This is a genomic window from Streptomyces sp. NPDC085460, assembly GCF_044541975.1.
GTDB lineage: Bacteria > Actinomycetota > Actinomycetes > Streptomycetales > Streptomycetaceae > Streptomyces.
This window is the reverse complement of sequence record NZ_JBITTO010000002.1, coordinates 438,311-454,599: the sequence shown is the minus strand read 5'-3', so window position 1 is coordinate 454,599 and position 16,289 is coordinate 438,311. Positions and strand designations below refer to the sequence as shown.

Sequence of the window (16,289 nt, the reverse complement as noted above, 5' to 3'; positions counted from 1 at the left end):
CTACCGTGGTGCGCATGGTGGGGATCACGGGCCCGGTGGCCGGGCTGGACGAGGCGGTGGCCGGCGAGCGGGCCGGGGCGACGGGGACGCTGGAGGTGTTCCTGGACTCCCTGGACGCGGCGGGGCGGCGCGCGGCGGTGTTCGCGCTCCAGCGCCCGGGCACGCACCGGGGCTCCGCGGAGCGCGGACTCGCCCATCTGGCCGGGCAGCGGCTGGGCTGGTCGGCCGCCGAGTCCGACCTGATGCTCGCGCGTCTCCTCGGCCGGGACGCGGTGTTCGGCCCGACCGAGCTGCGCGAAGCCTTCCTGGTCGTGGTGCCGATCGCCGTCGCGGCGGCCGAGCAGGTCGAGGAGTACGACCGGACGCGGCTGCGGACGCTCCGTCACCTGGCCGAGTCCTACCGGTGGTACGGCGACACCGAGGGGTACGGGGAGATCCGGCGCCGGATCGACGCGCTGCTGGCCCGCGAGGCCCCCGTCGTCGAGGGCCGGCTCCCCCGCCACCTGCTCGACGAGCTCGACGACTACGGCCCCGCGATGCGGGCCGCGCACGGGGAGCTGCTGTCGGGTGCGGGGGTGGCGGCGTTCCTCGGGCACTGCGCGCTGCTCGACAAGCCGCGCGCCACCCGGGTGTGGCGGCGGCGGGCGGCGGAGCTGCTGGCCGGGGCCGATCGGGGCCCGGAGGTGGTGCGGCGGCTCCTGGAGGGGATCGCCGCACAGCCCGAGCACCGGGTGCACGACCTGAACCCGTTCGGGATGGGCCTCGCCTCGCTGGCCGGGGACGCGAACACCTCCCTCGTCCGCGGCCTGTTGTGGGCCTCCCTGGACATCCGGGAGGAGTGGGTGGTGCCGCTGGTGGGGGCCGTGGCGCTGCACGCGGGGACGGGGCTCGGCGGGTCCGGGGGGATGTGCCGCAGCCAGCCGCTGGCGACGGCGGCGGTCGCCGTGCTGGGGGAGCTGCCGGCCGACCGGGCCGAGGCGGCCGTGGCCGAGCTGGGGCGGCTGCCGAAGCGGGTGGTCAACCGGACGGTGGCCAAGGGCATCGTCCGCGCCCGCGAGGCGGTCTCCGCGCGGGCGGGGGTGACCGCGTCGATGCTGCGGGAGCGGGCCGTGCCGGCGCTCGGGCTCGACGGGCGCGGGGCGCGGGAGGTGGCGCTGGGGGCGTACACGGCGGAGCTGGCGGTACGGGAGCCGGGCACGGCGCTGCTCTCCTTCAGGGGCCCGGAGGGGAGGCTCCTGAAGACCGCGCCGAAGCAGGTGCGGGAGGCGCGGGCCGAGGAGCTGAAGGAGGTCAGGGCGGGTCTGCGGAAGCTGTCGGCGCTCCTCGCGGAGGAGCGGGCCCGTCTGGAGGAGCACCTGGCGGCGGGCACGACCTGGCCGGCGGAGGACTGGCAGCGGTACTACGCGGACCATCCGGTGACGGGCGCGGTGGCGCGGGCGCTGGTCTGGGAGGTGTCGGGCGGGGACGGGGAGGTCTCGGGCGGGGACGGGGAGGGCCGCGGGGGCTGGGCGGCCGGGCTGCCGGAGCGGGCCGGCGGGGGCTGGGCGCTCGCGGCGGCGGACGGCACGGCGCGGCCGGTGGCGGCGGGCGACCGGCTGCGGCTGTGGCATCCGCTGCGGGCCGGGGACGAGGAGGTCGCCGAGTGGCGGGCGGCGCTGCTCGACCGGGAGGGGCGGCAGCCGTTCAAGCAGGTGTTCCGGGAGGTGTACCCGCTGACGCCGGCGGAGCGGGAGACCGCCTCGTACTCGAACCGCTTCGCCGGGCACGTGCTGCGGTACGGGCAGGCGCGGGCGCTGATGACGGTCCGGGGCTGGGCGGGGAGACACCTGGGGTACTTCTCCGAGGGGGACTCCTCCGAGCTGGTGAAGGAGCTGCCCGCGCCGGGCGAGCTGCCGGCGGCGGAGGGGACGCGGTGGCGGGCGCGGTTCTTCGTGGACCTGGTCGACCAGGGGGCGTACTCGGACGGGATCGCGGTGCTCTGCGCGACCGACCAGGTGCGGTTCGAGCGGCGGGCGGCGGGCGGGGGGCCGCGCGGGCCGTGGGAGGCCGCGCCGCTGGAGGAGGTGCCGCCGCTGGTGCTCTCGGAGGCGCTGCGGGACGTGGACCTGTTCGTGGGGGTGGCGTCGGTCGGGGCCGATCCGGACTGGCGGGACCGGGGCACGGACCGGGCGTACGGCGACTACTGGATGCGCTGGGGCTTCGGTGAGCTGGGCGAGGGGGCGCGGGTGCGGCGGGAGACGCTGGCCCGGTTGCTGCCCCGGACCCGGATCGCGGACCGGGTGGAGCTGACGGACCGGTTCCTTCGGGTGCGGGGGGAGCTGGGGGCGTACCGGATCCATCTGGGCTCGGGGAACGTGCTGATGGAGCCCTCGGACGCGTATCTGTGCGTGGTGGTGGACCGTTCGCGGGAGGCCGGGCGGGCGGCGGGGAGGGTGTTCCTGCCGTTCGAGGAGGACGGCGGGATGCTGTCGGTGATCCTGTCGAAGGCGTTCCTGCTGGCCGCCGACGACCGGATCACCGACCCGACGATCACCGCCCAGTTGCGGCGGGGGCGCTGACCTCGGCGAGGTGGTCGAGGAGGAGGCGCAGGGTCTCCTCGGGGCGCTCCAGGGACGGCAGGTGGCCGGCCCAGTCGAGGGTGACGCGGCGGGCGGCCGGGAGCAGGGCGGCGACCTTGTCGCCGAGGGCGCGGAAGTCGGGCAGGTCGTGGGCGCCGGTGACGACGAGGGCGGGCACGGCGATCGTCGCGAGGTCGGTCTCGGTGACGCCGGCGGGTCCGGCCTCGTGCTCCTCGGGGACGTCGAGCTGGAGCTCGAAGGCGCGGCGCTGCATGGTGTGGACGAGGGCGCGGGCCTCGTCGTCGGCGTCGGGGCCGAGCCACAGGGCGACGTTGAGGGCGGTCGCGGCCTCCACGTCGCCGGCGTCGAGGAGGGCGTCCTCGCGCTCGCAGAAGGCGGTGAGTTCGGGGCCGGCCTCGTGCTCGACGGGTGCGGCGGGGCAGAGCAGGGTGAGGGCGGCGGTCCGGGCGGGGTGGCGGGCGGCGAACTCCAGGGCGACCTCGCCGCCGAAGGAGGAGCCGACGAGCGCGGCGCGCTCGACGCCGAGGTGGTCGAGGAGGTCCCGTACGTCGTCGGCGTGGACGTGCGGGGCGTCGGCGGGGGTCTCGCCGAAGCCGCGCAGGTCGCAGCGGACGACGTGGTGCCCGGCGTCGGCGAGGGCCTGGAACTGCCCGTCCCACATCCGGCGGTCGCAGACCCCGGAGTGCAGCAGGACGACGGTCAGGGGGCCGGTGCCGGCCGTGTCATGAGAAAGCGTCACCCGCGTGACTGTAGGCGCGGCCCTCCGCTCCCGCCACACCTTTCCCGAACGGACTTGAACGCGTTCAAGAGGAGGTCTACAGTCGGTACCGCCAGCATTTGAACGCGTTCAAGGGAGCGTGGGGCATGGACCTCACTGTCGTCGCGTACATCGCCTACCTGCTGATCAGCGTGGCCCTCACCATCTGGGTCGCCCGCACCCTCAGCCGCAACGGGCGGATCTTCCTCTCCGACGTGCTGCACGGGAACGAGAAGCTCGCGGACGCCGTCAACCACCTCCTGGTGGTCGGCTTCTACCTCGTCAACTTCGGCTTCGTCGCCCTCTACCTGAGCCAGGACGAGGCCGTCCTCGACGCCCGGGAGCTCTTCGAGGCCCTCTCCGTCAAGCTCGGCGTCGTCCTCCTCGTCCTCGGCGTGATGCACCTCGGCAACGTCTACGTCCTCAACAAGATCCGCCGCCGCGGCGTCATGGAGCGCGAGCAGGTCCCGCCGGTGGCCCCGCAGGGCTGGACCAAGGCCGCGCCCGGAGCCGGCGCATGACACCCGTCGGGCGCCTGACCGTGCTGTACGACGCCGACTGCCCGCTCTGCGTGCACCTGCGGCACTGGCTCCTGCGCCAGCGGCAGCTCGTCCCGCTCGACCTGGTCCCGGCCGGCTCGCAGCGGGCCCGGCGGCTCTTCCCCGACCTCGACCACGCCGCCGCCCTGCGGGAGATCACCGTGGTCGGGGACCGGGGCCAGGTCTACCGGGCCTCGGCCGCCTGGATCGTCTGCCTCTGGGCGCTGGCCGAGCACCGGCCCCGGGCCCACTGGCTCGCCACCCCCGCCGGACAGCCCTTCGCCCGCGCCACCGTCCTCGCCGCCGCGAAGTGGCGCGAGGCGCTCAAGGGCCCGGAGCGGAGGGACGGGCACCCTGATCCGTCCTGCGATACCGGGCGCTGCGAGGTGCCCGGTCCGCCCGGCTAGGCTCGGCTCCGTGAAGGACGCGAAGGAAGAGAAGAAGGCCCCGAAGAGCGAGCAGACCCGGACGCTCATCCTGGAGACCGCGCTGCGGCTCTTCCGGGAGCGGGGGTACGACAAGACCACCATGCGGGCGATCGCCCAGGAGGCCGGGGTCTCGGTCGGGAACGCCTACTACTACTTCGCGTCCAAGGAACACCTGGTCCAGGGCTTCTACGACCGGATCGCCGAGGAGCACCAGGCCGCCGTCGAACCGGTCCTGGAGGGCGAGAAGGAGCTCGTCGCCCGCATCCGGGGCGTCCTGCTCGCGTGGCTCGACATCGCGGAGCCGTACCACGAGTTCGCGGCCCAGTTCTTCAAGAACGCGGCCGACCCGGACAGCCCGCTCTCGCCCTTCTCACCGGAGTCGGAGGGCCCCCGCGAGGCCGTCATCGAGGTGCACCGCCGGGTCATCTCCGGCGCCTCCGTGAAGATCGACCCCGAACTCTCCGAGGCGCTGCCGCGCCTGCTGTGGCTCCAGCAGATGGGCCTCGTGCTGTTCTGGGTGTACGACCGCTCCGAGGGCGCCGCCAACAGCCGCCGCCTCGTGGAGCGGCTCGCGCCGGTCACCGCGCGGGCGATCTCGCTCTCCCGCTTCCGCATCCTGCGCCCGCTGGTCAAGGAGACCCACGAGCTGCTCGCGGACTTCATGCCGACGGCGGCCGGGATGGCGGCCTCGGGACGGCCCCGCAGGACCGCCCCGAAGAAGGACGCGGCGGACGGCTCCTAGGACCCGTCCGCCCGAACGGGTCCCCTCCCGGACGGGTCCCCTCCCGGACGGGCCCCCTAGAGCCAGGAGAGCTCCCACAGGCGCCAGATGCCGGTGCCGTCGGAGAGGTTCTGCGAGCCGCCGACGGCCTCGGTGGCCAGCACGTAGTCGTTCTTCTGCCAGAGCGGGAGCAGCGGGACGTCCTTGGCGACCTCGTCCTGGATCCTCTTGAAGTCGCCGGTGGTCCGGGAGCGGTCGTCGTGCCGCTGGGTCTCGGTGATCAGCCGGTCGACCGTCGCGCTGGAGTAGGCGTTGTCCAGGGTGTTCCCGGTGCCGACGAGCGGCGCCGTGAAGCTGTCCGAGTCCGGGAAGTCGGGGAGCCAGCCGACGGTGTAGGCGTCGTAGGCGCCGCTGGTGTAGCCCTTCTGGAAGGTCTGCCAGTCGGCCTCCACCACCTTCACCTCGAAGAGCCCGGTCTCCTCCAGCTGCTTCTTGATCTGGGCGGTCTCGGCCTTGTACGTGGCGTCCTGCCGGTACCCGAAGGTGAACCGGACCGGCGTCTCCACGCCGGCGTCGTCGAGGACCTTCTCCGCCTTCTTCACGTCCGGCGCGGGGTAGCGGTCGTAGAAGGCCGTGCTGTGGCCGACGAGGCCCTGCGGGATCAGCGAGTACAGCGGTTCGACCGTGCCCTTGTAGGTGGCCGTCGTGATGGCCGGGCGGTCCAGGATCGCCGCGATCGCCTGCCGTACCGCCTTCTTCCCCATCGGCGACTCGCCCCGGGTGTTGAAGACGATGTTGCGGATCTCGGCGCTCTCCGCCTCGGTGAGGCGGGTGCCGCCGTTGGTGTCCAGGTTCTCCACGAAGGACGGCGGGAGCTGGCGGTGCGTCACCTGGATGTCCCCGGACTTCCAGGCGTTCGCCAGGTCCTCGGACTGCTTGTAGTACTTCACCAGGACCGGCCGGCCCGTCGCGGGGAGCGCGCCCCGGTAGTTCGGGTTGGGCTCCAGCAGGGCGCTGCGGCCCGGCTCGTACTTCTTGAGGAGGTACGGGCCGGTGCCGTCGACACCGTTGTCCTGGCGCAGCGCGTCGGCCTGGTAGCGCTCGCGGTCCACGATCGAGCCGGCGCCGGTGGCCAGCTTCAGCGGGAAGGTGGCGTCCCGGCCGCCGAGGTTGAAGGTGACGGTGGGGCCGTCGGCCACGACGCTCTTCAGGGTCGGGAAGAGCGGCGCGGGGCCGACCTCCGCCTTGATCTTCAGCATGCGGTCGAAGGAGTACTTGACGTCCTCCCCCGTCACCTTGCGCCCGCTCGGGAAGGTGAGGTCGCCGCGGAGCGTGCACTGGTACGTGGTGAGCTTGTCGCCCACGAACCGGCAGCTCTCGGCGGCGTCCGGGGTCGGGCTGGTGAAGCCCGGCTTGAAGGTCAGCAGCGACTGGTAGACGTTGCTGTAGATCGCCCAGGAGCCGGCGTCGTAGGCGCCGGCCGGGTCGAGCGAGGTGACCTCGTCGGTGGTGCCGACGGGGACGGGGTCGGTACGGCCCTCGTCGGAGGGCAGGAGTTGCCAGCCCCCCACCCCCGCGGCCACCAGTACTCCACAAGTGATGAGGATCCGGAGACGGACCGTCGACCGCATTGCCGTGCTTCCTTTATTCGTGCAAATACCCCAAAGAACGACGGCCCCCGAATCGTCGTGTTTGCGCCACCCAATCACACGGTTTTCACGGGCGGAAGGGGAAACCTTCACACGGCATGCATATGTCCGGGAAATGCGGATGTAGGCCGATGAGCAGCACGTATCGACCCCGGAGCAGGGAGTGACAATCTCCGATTACGCCTGTTTCGAGGCGAGTTGGACGATCGTGATGTCGGAGGGCGCGCCGACCCGGACCGGCGGCCCCCACGCGCCGGCGCCCCGGGAGACGTACAGCTGGGTGTCGCCGTACCGTTCGAGACCGGCCACGGTCGGGTTGGCGAGTTCGGCGAGGAAATTGCCGGGCCAGAGCTGGCCGCCGTGGGTGTGCCCGGAGAGCTGGAGGTCCACGCCGTGGGCGACGGCGTCGTCGATGACGATCGGCTGGTGGGCGAGGAGGACGGCCGCCCGGGACCGGTCGCGGTCCCCGAGCGCCCGGCCGAAGTCGGGCCCCTGCCCCTCGCTCTCGCCGGCCACGTCGTCCACGCCGGCCAGGTCGAAGCCGGCGGGGATCTCCAGGCGCTCGTTGCGCAGCGGGCGCATGCCGAGGTCGCGGACGTGGTCGACCCAGGCGTCGGCGCCGGAGAAGTACTCGTGGTTGCCGGTGACGAAGAAGGAGCCGTGCCGGGCGCGCAGCCGCGCCAGCGGCTCGGCGGCGGACCCGAGGTTCTCCACGGTGCCGTCGACGAGGTCGCCGACGACGGCGATCAGATCGGGCTGGGTGGCGTTGATCGCGTCGACGATCCGCTGGGAGTGGGCGCGCCCGAGGATCGGCCCGAGGTGGATGTCGGAGACGACCGCGATCCGGTAGCCGTGCGCGGCCCGGGGCAGCTTGGCCAGCGGCACGGTCACCCGCTTCACGCGGGGCCCGCTCAGCACCCCGTACGCTCCGTGCGCCACGGTCCCGGCCGCGACGGCGGCGGCGGCGCCGCCGACGACCCGCGCGACGAAGAGCCGCCGCGACACCTCGGGGTCCGGCGCCCCGTCCACGACAGGCGGAGCCGCCTCCGCCTCGGGCTCGGGCTCGGCCTCGGCCGGCTCCCCCCGCTCCGGTACGGGAACGGGCGCGGGCGCCGGCACGACCACCGGCGCGGCGGCCGGAGCGGCGGCGGCAGCGGCGGCGGCCCGCCGGGCGAGCACCCGGCGCAGCACCGGCCGCACCGCCTCCCCCACCACCAGCGCCAGCACGACGTACAGCAGCAGCGCCAGCCACAGGAACCCGGGCCAGGCCACGACCTGCTGGACCAGGAACGGCGCCCCGGCCCGCCCGGACGTCAGCGCGGCGACCGACAGCAGCGGCAGCACGACCACCAGCACCGTCCCGACGCGCCGCGCCCGTCCGCCGGGCACGGTGACGTCCCGCACCAGCCGACGCCACACGTACCAGTGGACGGCGCCGAGCAGCGCGAGCACCACGACCAGCAGCAGGAAGGCGATCACGCCCGGTACCTCTCTCGTCTCGGTTCGGGGGTCAGCCGGTGGAGCGGCGGGAGGCACGCACCCCGCGCAACCCGATCACGCCGATGACCGTCCCCAGGACAAAGGACGTCACGGCGAGCAGCAGGTGGACCCAGAAGTAGGCCGTCGGGTCTCCGGCGTCGTCGAAGGCGAGACCGCTCCCGTCGTTCCACAGATTCTTGACGAAAGTGATCCAGATGAACCAGCTCCAGACTCCGAACGCGAGCAGGAACCAGGAGACGCGGCGGCTGAGCTTCATGGGCTCAGTATCGCCGTCCGGCGGCGGGCGCCCGCGTCCGGGTGGAGGTGGGGGTGGGAAGGGGGGCGGGGTGTTCGGATCGGGGGCGGGGGGCGGTACGTTCTCGATCGTGTCTGCTTCGAACAGGACCGCTGGTGCGGTCGCCGCCGCCCTGTTGCTTCCGCTCGCGATCGCCGGGCCCGCTCACGCGGACGAGCCGGTGAAGCCGGGGGGCACGCCGTCGGCGTCGGCGTCGACGCATCCCGCGCCGCCGCCGAACATGTCGTCGGTCGGCGGGACGCTGCTGGGGCTGCCGGGGACCCAGGTGAAGCTGGGGGCCGGGGCGCCGGTGCTGCCGAAGGAGCTGTCGGGGAAGGCGTGGATCGTCGCCGACGCGGAGAGCGGCGCGGTGCTGGCCTCGCACAACGCGCACTGGCGGCTCGCCCCGGCGTCCACGCTGAAGATGCTCTTCGCGGACACGCTGCTGCCGAAGTTCACGGACGAGAAGCAGACCCATCTCGTGACGGCGCGGGATCTGGCGGGGCTCGGTGAGGGGTCCAGTCTCGTCGGGATAAAGGAGAAGCAGACCTACACGGTCCGGGACCTGTGGCTGGGGGTGTTCCTGCGGTCCGGGAACGACGCCGTGCGGGTGCTGACGGAGATGAACCAGGGCGTCGCCAAGACCGTCGCCGAGATGAACGCCCGCGCGGCCGAGCTCCAGGCGCTCGACACCCACGTCAAGTCGCCGGACGGCTACGACGCCCCGGGGCAGGTCTCGTCGGCGTACGACCTGACGCTGATCGCCCGCAGCGGCATGCAGAAGGACGCGTTCCGGGAGTACGCGGCGACCCCGCGCGCGGCCTTCCCCGGGGAGGCGAAGCCGGGGAAGAAGCGGGAGACCTTCGAGATCCAGAACACCAACCGGCTGCTGACCGGTGACTTCGGGATCGCCCCGTACCAGGGCATCGCCGGGGTGAAGAACGGCAACACCACCCACGCGGGGGCCACCTTCACCGGGGTCGCCGAGCGGAACGGGCGGGTGCTGCTCGTCACGGTCATGAACCCCTCGTCGAAGGAGCAGCACGCGGTCTACAAGGAGGCCGCGCGGCTGCTCGACTGGGGGTTCGCGGCGTCGGGGAAGGTGACGCCGGTGGGTGAGCTGGTGGCGCCGAGGAACGTGGTTCCCTCGGCGCGTCCGGTGGGCGGTACGGAGTCGGGCGCGGCGCCCGCGCCGGGTGAGGAGCGGCCGGCGACGGGCGGTCCCGCCGTGGCGTCGGCCGCGAAGGAGGAGGGCTCGGGCGGGGTCGGGATCGCGCTGGCCGTCGCGGGCGGGGTGCTGGTGCTGGTCGCGGGCGCGGTCTTCCTCGTCAACCGTCGCTGGCCCGCGGGGGCCGGTCCGGGTCGTCGTCGGTCCCGGACGGCCGCTCCGGATCCTGACGTGAATCCGTAGCCGGCGCGGCGGCCTTCAGCGAGCCGACCGCCGTCCAGGCGGAGCAGAAGAGGAGGAGTTTCGCGGTGAAGTTGATCCAGAGGAGCAGCGCCACGGGTGTGCCGAAGGCGCCGTACATCGACTTCGCCGCGACCTCCCGCATGTAGCCGCCGAGCAGCAGTTTCAGGAGTTCGAAGCCGGCCGCGGCGATCAGGGCGGCGACCACGAGGCGGCGGCGCGGCGGTTCGACGCCCGGCAGCCACTTGAGGACGTAGAGCAGGATCAGGAAGTCGGCGGCCATGGCGACGAGCAGGGCGGCGCCCTGGAGCAGGACGCCGCCGGCGCCGCCGTCGGAGATGCCGAGGCGGTCTGCGGTCCAGCCGACGGCGGTGGAGCCGAGCCAGGAGGCGGCGAGCGAGCAGAGGGCAACGCCGCCGAGGCCGACGAGGATGACGGCGTCCTTTCCCTTGCGGACCACCGGGTTGCCCTCGTCGGCGTCGTCGAGGCCCCAGACGGCCCGGAGGCAGTCCCGCATCGAGCCGATCCAGCCGATGCCGGTGAAGAGCAGCAGGGCGCCGGCGACGAGGCCGACGGTGCCGGCGTTGGCGACGAGGCCGCCGATGTCGAGCTGGTCGGAGATGCCGGGGACCTGGTCGGAGAGCTTCTCCTCGATCCGGTCGAGCTGCTCGTCGCTGAGGAGCGCGGCGCCGATCGCGGCGGCGACGGTGATGAGCGGGAAGAGGGCGAGGAAGGACAGGAAGGTGATGGCGGCGGCGAGCCTGCTCCAGTGCACCTCGTCGAGCCGTTCGTAGGAGCGCCAGGCGTGCGTCCGCATGAGCCGGGCGACCCAGGGGCCGATGACGGGGAGCTTGGTCAGCCAGTCCATGGTTCCAACGTACGAGGCGGGCGTGCGCGGGGCGCGCATCCGGCGCCGGACACCCCGGAACGGGCCCGCCGGCTCGGTACGGTGACGGGGAGGGAGGTGTCCGCGGCCGGGTCCGGGAGGCCGGGAACCGCCGCCGTACGCCCCCGCATCGCCTCGTCAGCCGCTCCGTGCGTCCTTCCGTTCCCGCTTCCCCGTCCGGGAGGGGGGGAGCGAGGGCTGCGCGGAACCCGCCCGCCAGGGCGCCGATGTCAGGAAGTACGCATGAACTCGCAGCCGATCTCCGCCCTGTCAGGGCGTCCGCGCGTGGATCTCTTCACCCGGGAGTATCCGCCGGAGGTGTACGGCGGGGCCGGGGTGCACGTCGCCGAGCTGTCGCGGGTGCTGCCGCGCCATGTCGACCTGCGGGTGCACTGCTTCGGCGGTCCCCGGGAGGCCGACGGGGTGCTGGCGCACGCGGAGCCGCACCTCGCCGACGGCGCGAACGCGGCGCTGCGGGTGCTCGGCGCGAACCTCGGGATGGTGGCGGCGGCGGCCGGGACGGAGCTGGTGCACAGCCACACCTGGTACGCGAACGCCGCCGGGTATCTGTCGCAGGTGCTGCACGGGGTGCCGCACGTGGTGACGATGCACAGCCTGGAGCCGCTGCGGCCGTGGAAGGCGGAGCAGCTCGGTGGCGGGTACGCCCTGTCGTCGCTGGTGGAGCGGGTCGCCGTGGAGCGGGCGGACGCGGTGGTGGCGGTGTCGCGGGGGATGCGGGAGGACATCCTGCGGGTCTATCCGGAGGTCGATCCGGAGCGGGTGCACGTGGTGCACAACGGCATCGACACGGCGGTGCAGCGGCCGGACCGCGGGACGGCGGCGCTGGAGCGGTACGGCGTGGACCCGGAGCGGCCGATCGTGCTCTTCGTGGGGCGGGTGACCCGGCAGAAGGGTCTCCCCCAGCTGCTGCGGGCGGCCTTCGACCTGGATCCGGAGGCGCAGCTGGTGCTGTGCTGCGGGCAGCCGGACACGCCGGAGATCGCGGCGGAGACGGCGGCGCTCGTCGACGAGCTGAGCGCGGTGCGCAAGGGGGTGGTGCGGATCGACGGGATGCTGGATCCGGTGTCGTTGCGGCAGTTGCTCACGCACGCGTCGGTGTTCGTCTGCCCGTCGCTGTACGAGCCGATGGGGATCGTGAACCTGGAGGCGATGGCCTGCGGTACGCCGGTGGTGGCGACGGCGACGGGCGGTATCCCTGAGGTCGTGGTGGACGGCGGGACGGGGCTGCTGGTGCCGGTGGAGCAGCGGGCGGACGGTACGGGGACGCCGCTGGACGAGCGGCGGTTCGCGGCGGACCTGGCGGCGGCGGTGAACCGGCTCCTCGGGGATCCGGCGCTGGCGCGGGAGCTGGGGGCGGCCGGGCGGCTGCGGGCGGAGCGGGAGTTCGGCTGGGACCGGGCGGCGGAGCGGATCGCCGGGGTGTACGCGCGGGTGCTCGGCTCCTGACGGCTCCGCCCCTTTGGTCCGGCTCCGGGGCGCGGTCTCCGCGTCCCGGGGCGGGGGCGTACGGGGCCCCCGTACGGAAACGGGTACGGGTCCGGGAACGGGAACGGGTACGGGAACGGCATGCGTGAAGGCCCCCGCCGGCCTGCGGGGCAGGTGCGGCGGGGGCCTTCGGTGGGGCGGTGTGGGCGCGGGGCGGGTCAGGCGGCGGCGAGGTCGTTCTTGATGAAGTCGGCGGCGCGCTCGCCGATCATGACGGCGGTGGTGTGGGTGTGGGCCGAGACGATCGTCGGCATGATCGACGTGTCGGCGACCCGCAGGCCCTGGATGCCGTGGACGCGCAGCCGGGAGTCGACGACGGACAGCTCGTCGATGCCCATCTTGCAGGTGCCGGAGTAGTGGTGGTACGAGCCGGTGTTGCGGGAGACCCAGGTCTCCAGCTCGGCGCGGGTGCGCACGTCGGGGCCCGGGGCGACCTCCTTGACGCCCCATCGGCTGGTGAACGCCTTGGTGCGGAAGACCTCGCGGGCTATCTCGGTGCAGTCGGTGGCCCGGACGAGGTCGGCGCGCTCGGCGTAGAAGTTGGGGTTCACGCGGGGGCGGGCGAGCGGGTCGGCGCTGCGGAGCTTGATCCAGCCGCGGGAGAGCGGGCGGACGACGGCCGGCAGCATGATGACGAGGTGCGGGTCGACGTGGTCCTGTTCGTGGACCGAGGAGACGCTGCCGGTGGCCTTCCACTCGACGAGCTTCTCGATGAGCTTCTCGCCCCAGGGGGCGCGGGGCAGGAACCACAGCTCCAGGTCGGGGGCGAGGAGACCGGGCTCGGAGCCCCAGAAGAGGACGGGTTCGTTGATGACGCCCTCGGTGGGGCCGGGCTTGTCCATGTAGCCGGTGGGGCCGATGACGAGCGGGTGGTTCTGGTAGTTCTCGCCGACGCCGGGGAGGTCGGCGACGACGTCGATGCCGAACTCGGCGAGCTGCTCGGGGTCGCCGATGCCGGAGAGCAGGAGCAGCTTCGGGGACTCGATGGCGCCGGAGCTGAGGACGACCTCGCGGTCGGCGCGGACGGTCGTGAGGGTGCCCTCGTGGACGTATTCGACGCCGACGCAGCGGGTGCCCTCGAAGAGCAGGCGGGTGGCGGTGGCCTCGGCGCGGACGGTGAGGTTGGCGCGGTCCCTGGCGGGTTCGTAGTAGCCGGCGCGGACGCCGCCGCGCTTGCCGTCGGGGGTGATGTCGAGGTGGTGCCAGCCGACGCCGAAGTAGTCGACGTTGACGTCGGCGACCTGCGGGTAGCCGAGTTCGACGCAGCCGTCGACGAAGGACTGGGAGACGGGGTTGCCCTCGTCTCCGGCGTTGACGACGTTGATGGGGCCGTCGAGGCCGGCGGTGGGGTTGGTGCCGTCCTTCTGGTTCTCGACGCGCTGGAGGTAGGGCAGGACGTCGCGGGCGGACCAGCCGGCGGCGCCGCCGTAGGCCCAGGAGTCGTAGTCGGCGTCCCGGCCCCGGTTGTGGATCATGTGGTAGATGCTGGAGCTGCCGCCGAGGCCGCGGCCGGCGGCGGAGTAGACGGTCTCGCCGCCCATGGCCGGCTGGGGTTCGGTGAGGTAGGACCAGTCGAACTCGCTCAGGTTGGTCTGGGACCAGAGTTCGGGCACCTCGATCAGCGGGTCGTCCTTGGCGCTGCCGGCTTCGAGGACCAGCACGGAGACGTCGGGGAGTTCGCTGAGCCGGGCGGCCGTCACCAGGCCGGCGGTGCCTCCGCCGACGATGACGAAGTCAAAGGTCTCGGTCATGGTTGTTCGATTCCCTGGGTACGTGGGTGCGGGGGTCGCGCGGTGCCGTCAGGCGTCCGCGCGGACGAGGTCCGCCGCGCGCTCGCCGATCATGATCGTGGCCGCGTTGGTGTTGCCGGCGGTGATGGCCGGCATGACGGAGGCGTCCGCGACGCGGAGTCCTTCGACGCCGTGGACGCGCAGGGCGGAGTCGACGACGGCCCCGGCGTCGGGGCCCATCCGGCAGGTGCCGGCGGGGTGCCAGACGGTGGAGGCGGAGGCGCGGACGTACGCGGCGAGCTCGGTGCGGGAGGTCAGGTCGGCCCCGGGGGCGAGCTCCCGTCCCCGGTAGGGGGTGAGGGCGGCGGTGTGGGCCAGTTCGCGGGCCAGCTCGATGCCGCGGACGAGGACGTCGAGGTCGGACTCCTCGGAGAGGTAGCGGGGGTCGACCACGGGCAGCGCGGTGGGGTCGGCGGAGGCGAGCGTGACGGTGCCCCTGCTGTGCGGCTGGGCCAGGATGGGGGCGAAGGTGAAGCCGGGTCCTTCGGTCTTGTACCGGTCGTCGACGAACTGCACCGGTCCGAAGAAGTACTGGAGGTCCGGGGAGTCCCCGGGGCCGGGCTCGGGCCGGGTGTGGACGAACAGGCCGGCCTCCGCGAGGAGTTCGGGGAAGGGCAGGTCACTGAGGCTCTCGTAGCCGACGCCGAGGAGCAGGTGGTCCTGGAGGTTGCGGCCGACTCCGGGGAGGTCCACGAGGGGGGTGATGCCGTGGCGGCGCAGTTCCCCGGCGGGTCCGATGCCGGAGAGCATCAGGAGCTTGGGGGTGGCGAGCGCGCCGGCCGCGAGGATCACCTCGCCGGTGGTGCGGGCGGTGTGCGGGACGCCGTCGCGGAGGTAGGTGACGCCGGTGGCCCGGCCGTCCTCGACGAGCACGCGGGTGACGGTGGCGCCGGTGGCGAGCGTCAGGCCGGGGTGGTCGCGCACCGGGCCGAGGTAGGCGCCGGCGACACTGGAGCGGCGGCCGTCCTTGGAGCGGGTGGACTGGTAGTAGAAGCCGCCGTTCTCCTGCCGCTCGGCGTTGTAGTCGATCGGCCCGGGGTGGCCGAGCTCGTCGGCGGCGGCGACGAACGCCTCGGAGACGGGGGCGGGCCGGGGGTAGTCGGTGACCGCGAGGGGGCCGCCGGTGGAGCGGTGCTCGCCGGCGCCGCCGGAGTAGTCCTCGGCCCGGCGGAAGTACGGCAGGACGTCGTCGTAGCCCCAGCCCTCGTTGCCGAGGTCCCGCCAGCGGTCGAAGTCGCGGCGGTTGCCCCGTACGTACATCATCGCGTTGACGGAGCTGCCGCCGCCGAGGACGCGGCCCTGGGGCAGGGGTACGGTGCGGCCGCCGAGGCCGGGCTGCGGGACGGTCTCGTAGCCCCAGGCGGTGTCGCCGCCCCAGAGGGAGACCGTCGAGGGGATGTCGGTGCGGTGGATCCGCTCGTCGCGGTCGTCGGCGCCGGCTTCGAGGAGGAGGACCCGGACGTCCGGGTCCTCCAGGAGCCGTGCGGCGACCACGCCGCCGGCCGACCCGGCGCCGACCACGATGAGGTCGAAGCTCTCCTCGCCGGTCACCGGGGCTCGTTCTCCGCGAAGCTGGGCAGGAGCTTGGTCTCCTGGAAGCTCGGGATGAGGTCGACGACCAGGTATTCGAGGTAGTACCTGCCCCACATGGTCTGCCAGAGCGGGAAGGTGCCGTCGAACTCCTCGCCCCGGACGCCGGCCAGCTTGGCCTCCAGGTCCCAGATCAGGGTGTCGAAGTCCTCGTGGGTGAAGGGGAGTCCGAAGGACTCGGCGGCGGCGAGGACCTCGTCCTTGCTGCGGTACTTCAGCGAGTCGAGGAGGTCGGGGCGGACGGCCACGGTCCGCAGGAACTCGATCGCGTTCTTGGCGCTCATCGGGCGTCCACCTGCTCCTCCGTGACCAGTGCGGTCAGTTCGTCGTCCGTGTAGCGGGTGACGACCCGCTCGACCAGATAGCCGAGGTGGGTCTTGCCCCACATGGCCCGCCACAGGCTGCTGTTGCCGTCGACGGGTTCCTGGTCCTTTCCGGCGATGACGCCCATCTCCAGCTTGAAGATGACGTCGGACATGTCGTCCGACGAGAAGTCGTAGCCCTCGTTCTTCGCGTGGAAGAGGAGCTGGCTCAGGTTCCTCAGCTCGTACGCGGCCAGCGTCGCCGGATTCTCCCGCACGGCCACGAGGAAATCGAGAAAGCTCTTCTGTGACATTTCCTTCGCCCCCTTTTCCCATGATTCGAGCACGAATGATTCACTG

15 protein-coding genes are annotated in these 16,289 nt (G+C 73.1%); 6 read left to right on the top strand and 9 right to left on the bottom strand.

The window, feature by feature from the left end; genetic code table 11:
- Window positions 1-14 precede the first annotated feature (14 nt).
- A complete protein-coding gene (locus tag ACIGHB_RS06320) occupies window positions 15-2,558 on the top strand; it encodes a DUF4132 domain-containing protein (protein ID WP_399909949.1) in 2,544 nt (847 codons plus the stop codon).
- Here the strand turns inward: ACIGHB_RS06320 and ACIGHB_RS06315 are convergent.
- On the bottom strand, window positions 2,530-3,318 hold the full coding sequence (locus tag ACIGHB_RS06315) for an alpha/beta fold hydrolase (RefSeq protein WP_399909946.1): 789 nt from the start codon (window positions 3,316-3,318) through the stop codon (window positions 2,530-2,532). The genes ACIGHB_RS06320 and ACIGHB_RS06315 overlap by 29 nt on opposite strands.
- Window positions 3,319-3,443: 125 nt before the next feature.
- Between ACIGHB_RS06315 and ACIGHB_RS06310 the strand changes: the two genes are divergently transcribed.
- The 3 genes from ACIGHB_RS06310 to ACIGHB_RS06300 are packed head-to-tail and all read left to right on the top strand — an operon-like array spanning window position 3,444 to window position 5,045.
- A complete protein-coding gene (locus ACIGHB_RS06310) occupies window positions 3,444-3,857 on the top strand; it encodes a hypothetical protein (protein ID WP_360312517.1) in 414 nt (137 codons plus the stop codon).
- Window positions 3,854-4,282: a thiol-disulfide oxidoreductase DCC family protein gene (locus ACIGHB_RS06305; protein ID WP_399909943.1), complete on the top strand. Its 429-nt coding sequence runs from the start codon at window positions 3,854-3,856 to the stop codon at window positions 4,280-4,282. Before ACIGHB_RS06310 ends, ACIGHB_RS06305 begins: the two co-directional genes overlap by 4 nt.
- Window positions 4,283-4,292: 10 nt before the next feature.
- Window positions 4,293-5,045: a TetR family transcriptional regulator gene (locus ACIGHB_RS06300; protein ID WP_360312521.1), complete on the top strand. Its 753-nt coding sequence runs from the start codon at window positions 4,293-4,295 to the stop codon at window positions 5,043-5,045.
- 56 nt (window positions 5,046-5,101) lie between these two features.
- On the opposite strand, the gene ACIGHB_RS06295 is transcribed toward ACIGHB_RS06300, so the two are convergent.
- The 3 genes from ACIGHB_RS06295 to ACIGHB_RS06285 form a co-directional block, all read right to left on the bottom strand.
- A complete protein-coding gene (locus tag ACIGHB_RS06295; RefSeq protein WP_399909940.1) occupies window positions 5,102-6,655 on the bottom strand; it encodes an ABC transporter substrate-binding protein in 1,554 nt (517 codons plus the stop codon).
- A 195-nt stretch (window positions 6,656-6,850) separates the two neighbouring features.
- On the bottom strand, window positions 6,851-8,152 hold the full coding sequence (locus tag ACIGHB_RS06290) for a metallophosphoesterase (protein WP_399909937.1): 1,302 nt from the start codon (window positions 8,150-8,152) through the stop codon (window positions 6,851-6,853).
- 31 nt (window positions 8,153-8,183) lie between these two features.
- On the bottom strand, window positions 8,184-8,429 hold the full coding sequence (locus ACIGHB_RS06285; RefSeq protein WP_360312527.1) for an SCO4848 family membrane protein: 246 nt from the start codon (window positions 8,427-8,429) through the stop codon (window positions 8,184-8,186).
- Between the two features lie 109 nt (window positions 8,430-8,538).
- On the opposite strand from ACIGHB_RS06285, the gene ACIGHB_RS06280 reads away from it, so the two are divergent.
- Entirely contained in the window at window positions 8,539-9,858 is a 1,320-nt protein-coding gene (locus tag ACIGHB_RS06280) for a D-alanyl-D-alanine carboxypeptidase family protein (RefSeq protein ID WP_399909934.1), read from the top strand.
- Here the strand turns inward: ACIGHB_RS06280 and ACIGHB_RS06275 are convergent.
- Window positions 9,776-10,723 carry a YihY/virulence factor BrkB family protein gene (locus ACIGHB_RS06275; RefSeq protein ID WP_399909931.1) on the bottom strand — a complete coding sequence of 316 codons (948 nt, stop codon included), beginning with the start codon at window positions 10,721-10,723 and terminating at the stop codon, window positions 9,776-9,778. The two genes, ACIGHB_RS06280 and ACIGHB_RS06275, sit on opposite strands and share 83 nt — an antisense overlap.
- Window positions 10,724-10,984: 261 nt before the next feature.
- Here ACIGHB_RS06275 and glgA point away from each other — a divergent pair, with 261 nt between their 5' ends.
- On the top strand, window positions 10,985-12,208 hold the full coding sequence (glgA, locus tag ACIGHB_RS06270) for a glycogen synthase (protein ID WP_360312533.1): 1,224 nt from the start codon (window positions 10,985-10,987) through the stop codon (window positions 12,206-12,208).
- 197 nt (window positions 12,209-12,405) lie between these two features.
- On the opposite strand, the gene ACIGHB_RS06265 is transcribed toward glgA, so the two are convergent.
- From ACIGHB_RS06265 to ACIGHB_RS06250, 4 genes are read right to left on the bottom strand one after another with little or no spacing between them, the layout of a single operon-like run.
- Window positions 12,406-13,998, bottom strand: coding sequence for a GMC family oxidoreductase N-terminal domain-containing protein (locus ACIGHB_RS06265; RefSeq protein ID WP_360312535.1), 1,593 nt, complete (start codon window positions 13,996-13,998; stop codon window positions 12,406-12,408).
- Window positions 13,999-14,046: 48 nt separating this feature from the next.
- Entirely contained in the window at window positions 14,047-15,588 is a 1,542-nt protein-coding gene (locus ACIGHB_RS06260) for a GMC family oxidoreductase N-terminal domain-containing protein (protein WP_360312537.1), read from the bottom strand.
- The gene (locus ACIGHB_RS06255; RefSeq protein ID WP_360312539.1) at window positions 15,585-15,911 is read right to left on the bottom strand and encodes a Nif11 family protein; all 327 of its coding nucleotides are present in this window, start codon (window positions 15,909-15,911) and stop codon (window positions 15,585-15,587) included. The genes ACIGHB_RS06260 and ACIGHB_RS06255 overlap by 4 nt, the downstream gene beginning before the upstream one ends.
- A complete protein-coding gene (locus ACIGHB_RS06250) occupies window positions 15,908-16,243 on the bottom strand; it encodes a hypothetical protein (RefSeq protein WP_360312541.1) in 336 nt (111 codons plus the stop codon). The genes ACIGHB_RS06255 and ACIGHB_RS06250 overlap by 4 nt, the downstream gene beginning before the upstream one ends.
- Window positions 16,244-16,289 lie beyond the last annotated feature (46 nt).

What these genes read in the sequence shown, in the direction of transcription:
- ACIGHB_RS06285 (WP_360312527.1), bottom strand. Translation starts at nt 8,429, where the DNA reads ATGAAGCTCAGCCGCCGCGTCTCCTGGTTCCTGCTCGCGTTCGGAGTC.
- ACIGHB_RS06275 (WP_399909931.1), bottom strand. Translation starts at nt 10,723, where the DNA reads ATGGACTGGCTGACCAAGCTCCCCGTCATCGGCCCCTGGGTCGCCCGG.
- ACIGHB_RS06295 (WP_399909940.1), bottom strand. Translation starts at nt 6,655, where the DNA reads ATGCGGTCGACGGTCCGTCTCCGGATCCTCATCACTTGTGGAGTACTG.
- ACIGHB_RS06310 (WP_360312517.1), top strand. Translation starts at nt 3,444, where the DNA reads ATGGACCTCACTGTCGTCGCGTACATCGCCTACCTGCTGATCAGCGTG.
- ACIGHB_RS06320 (WP_399909949.1), top strand. Translation starts at nt 15, where the DNA reads ATGGTGGGGATCACGGGCCCGGTGGCCGGGCTGGACGAGGCGGTGGCC.
- ACIGHB_RS06250 (WP_360312541.1), bottom strand. Translation starts at nt 16,243, where the DNA reads ATGTCACAGAAGAGCTTTCTCGATTTCCTCGTGGCCGTGCGGGAGAAT.
- ACIGHB_RS06255 (WP_360312539.1), bottom strand. Translation starts at nt 15,911, where the DNA reads ATGAGCGCCAAGAACGCGATCGAGTTCCTGCGGACCGTGGCCGTCCGC.
- ACIGHB_RS06305 (WP_399909943.1), top strand. Translation starts at nt 3,854, where the DNA reads ATGACACCCGTCGGGCGCCTGACCGTGCTGTACGACGCCGACTGCCCG.
- glgA (WP_360312533.1), top strand. Translation starts at nt 10,985, where the DNA reads ATGAACTCGCAGCCGATCTCCGCCCTGTCAGGGCGTCCGCGCGTGGAT.
- ACIGHB_RS06265 (WP_360312535.1), bottom strand. Translation starts at nt 13,998, where the DNA reads ATGACCGAGACCTTTGACTTCGTCATCGTCGGCGGAGGCACCGCCGGC.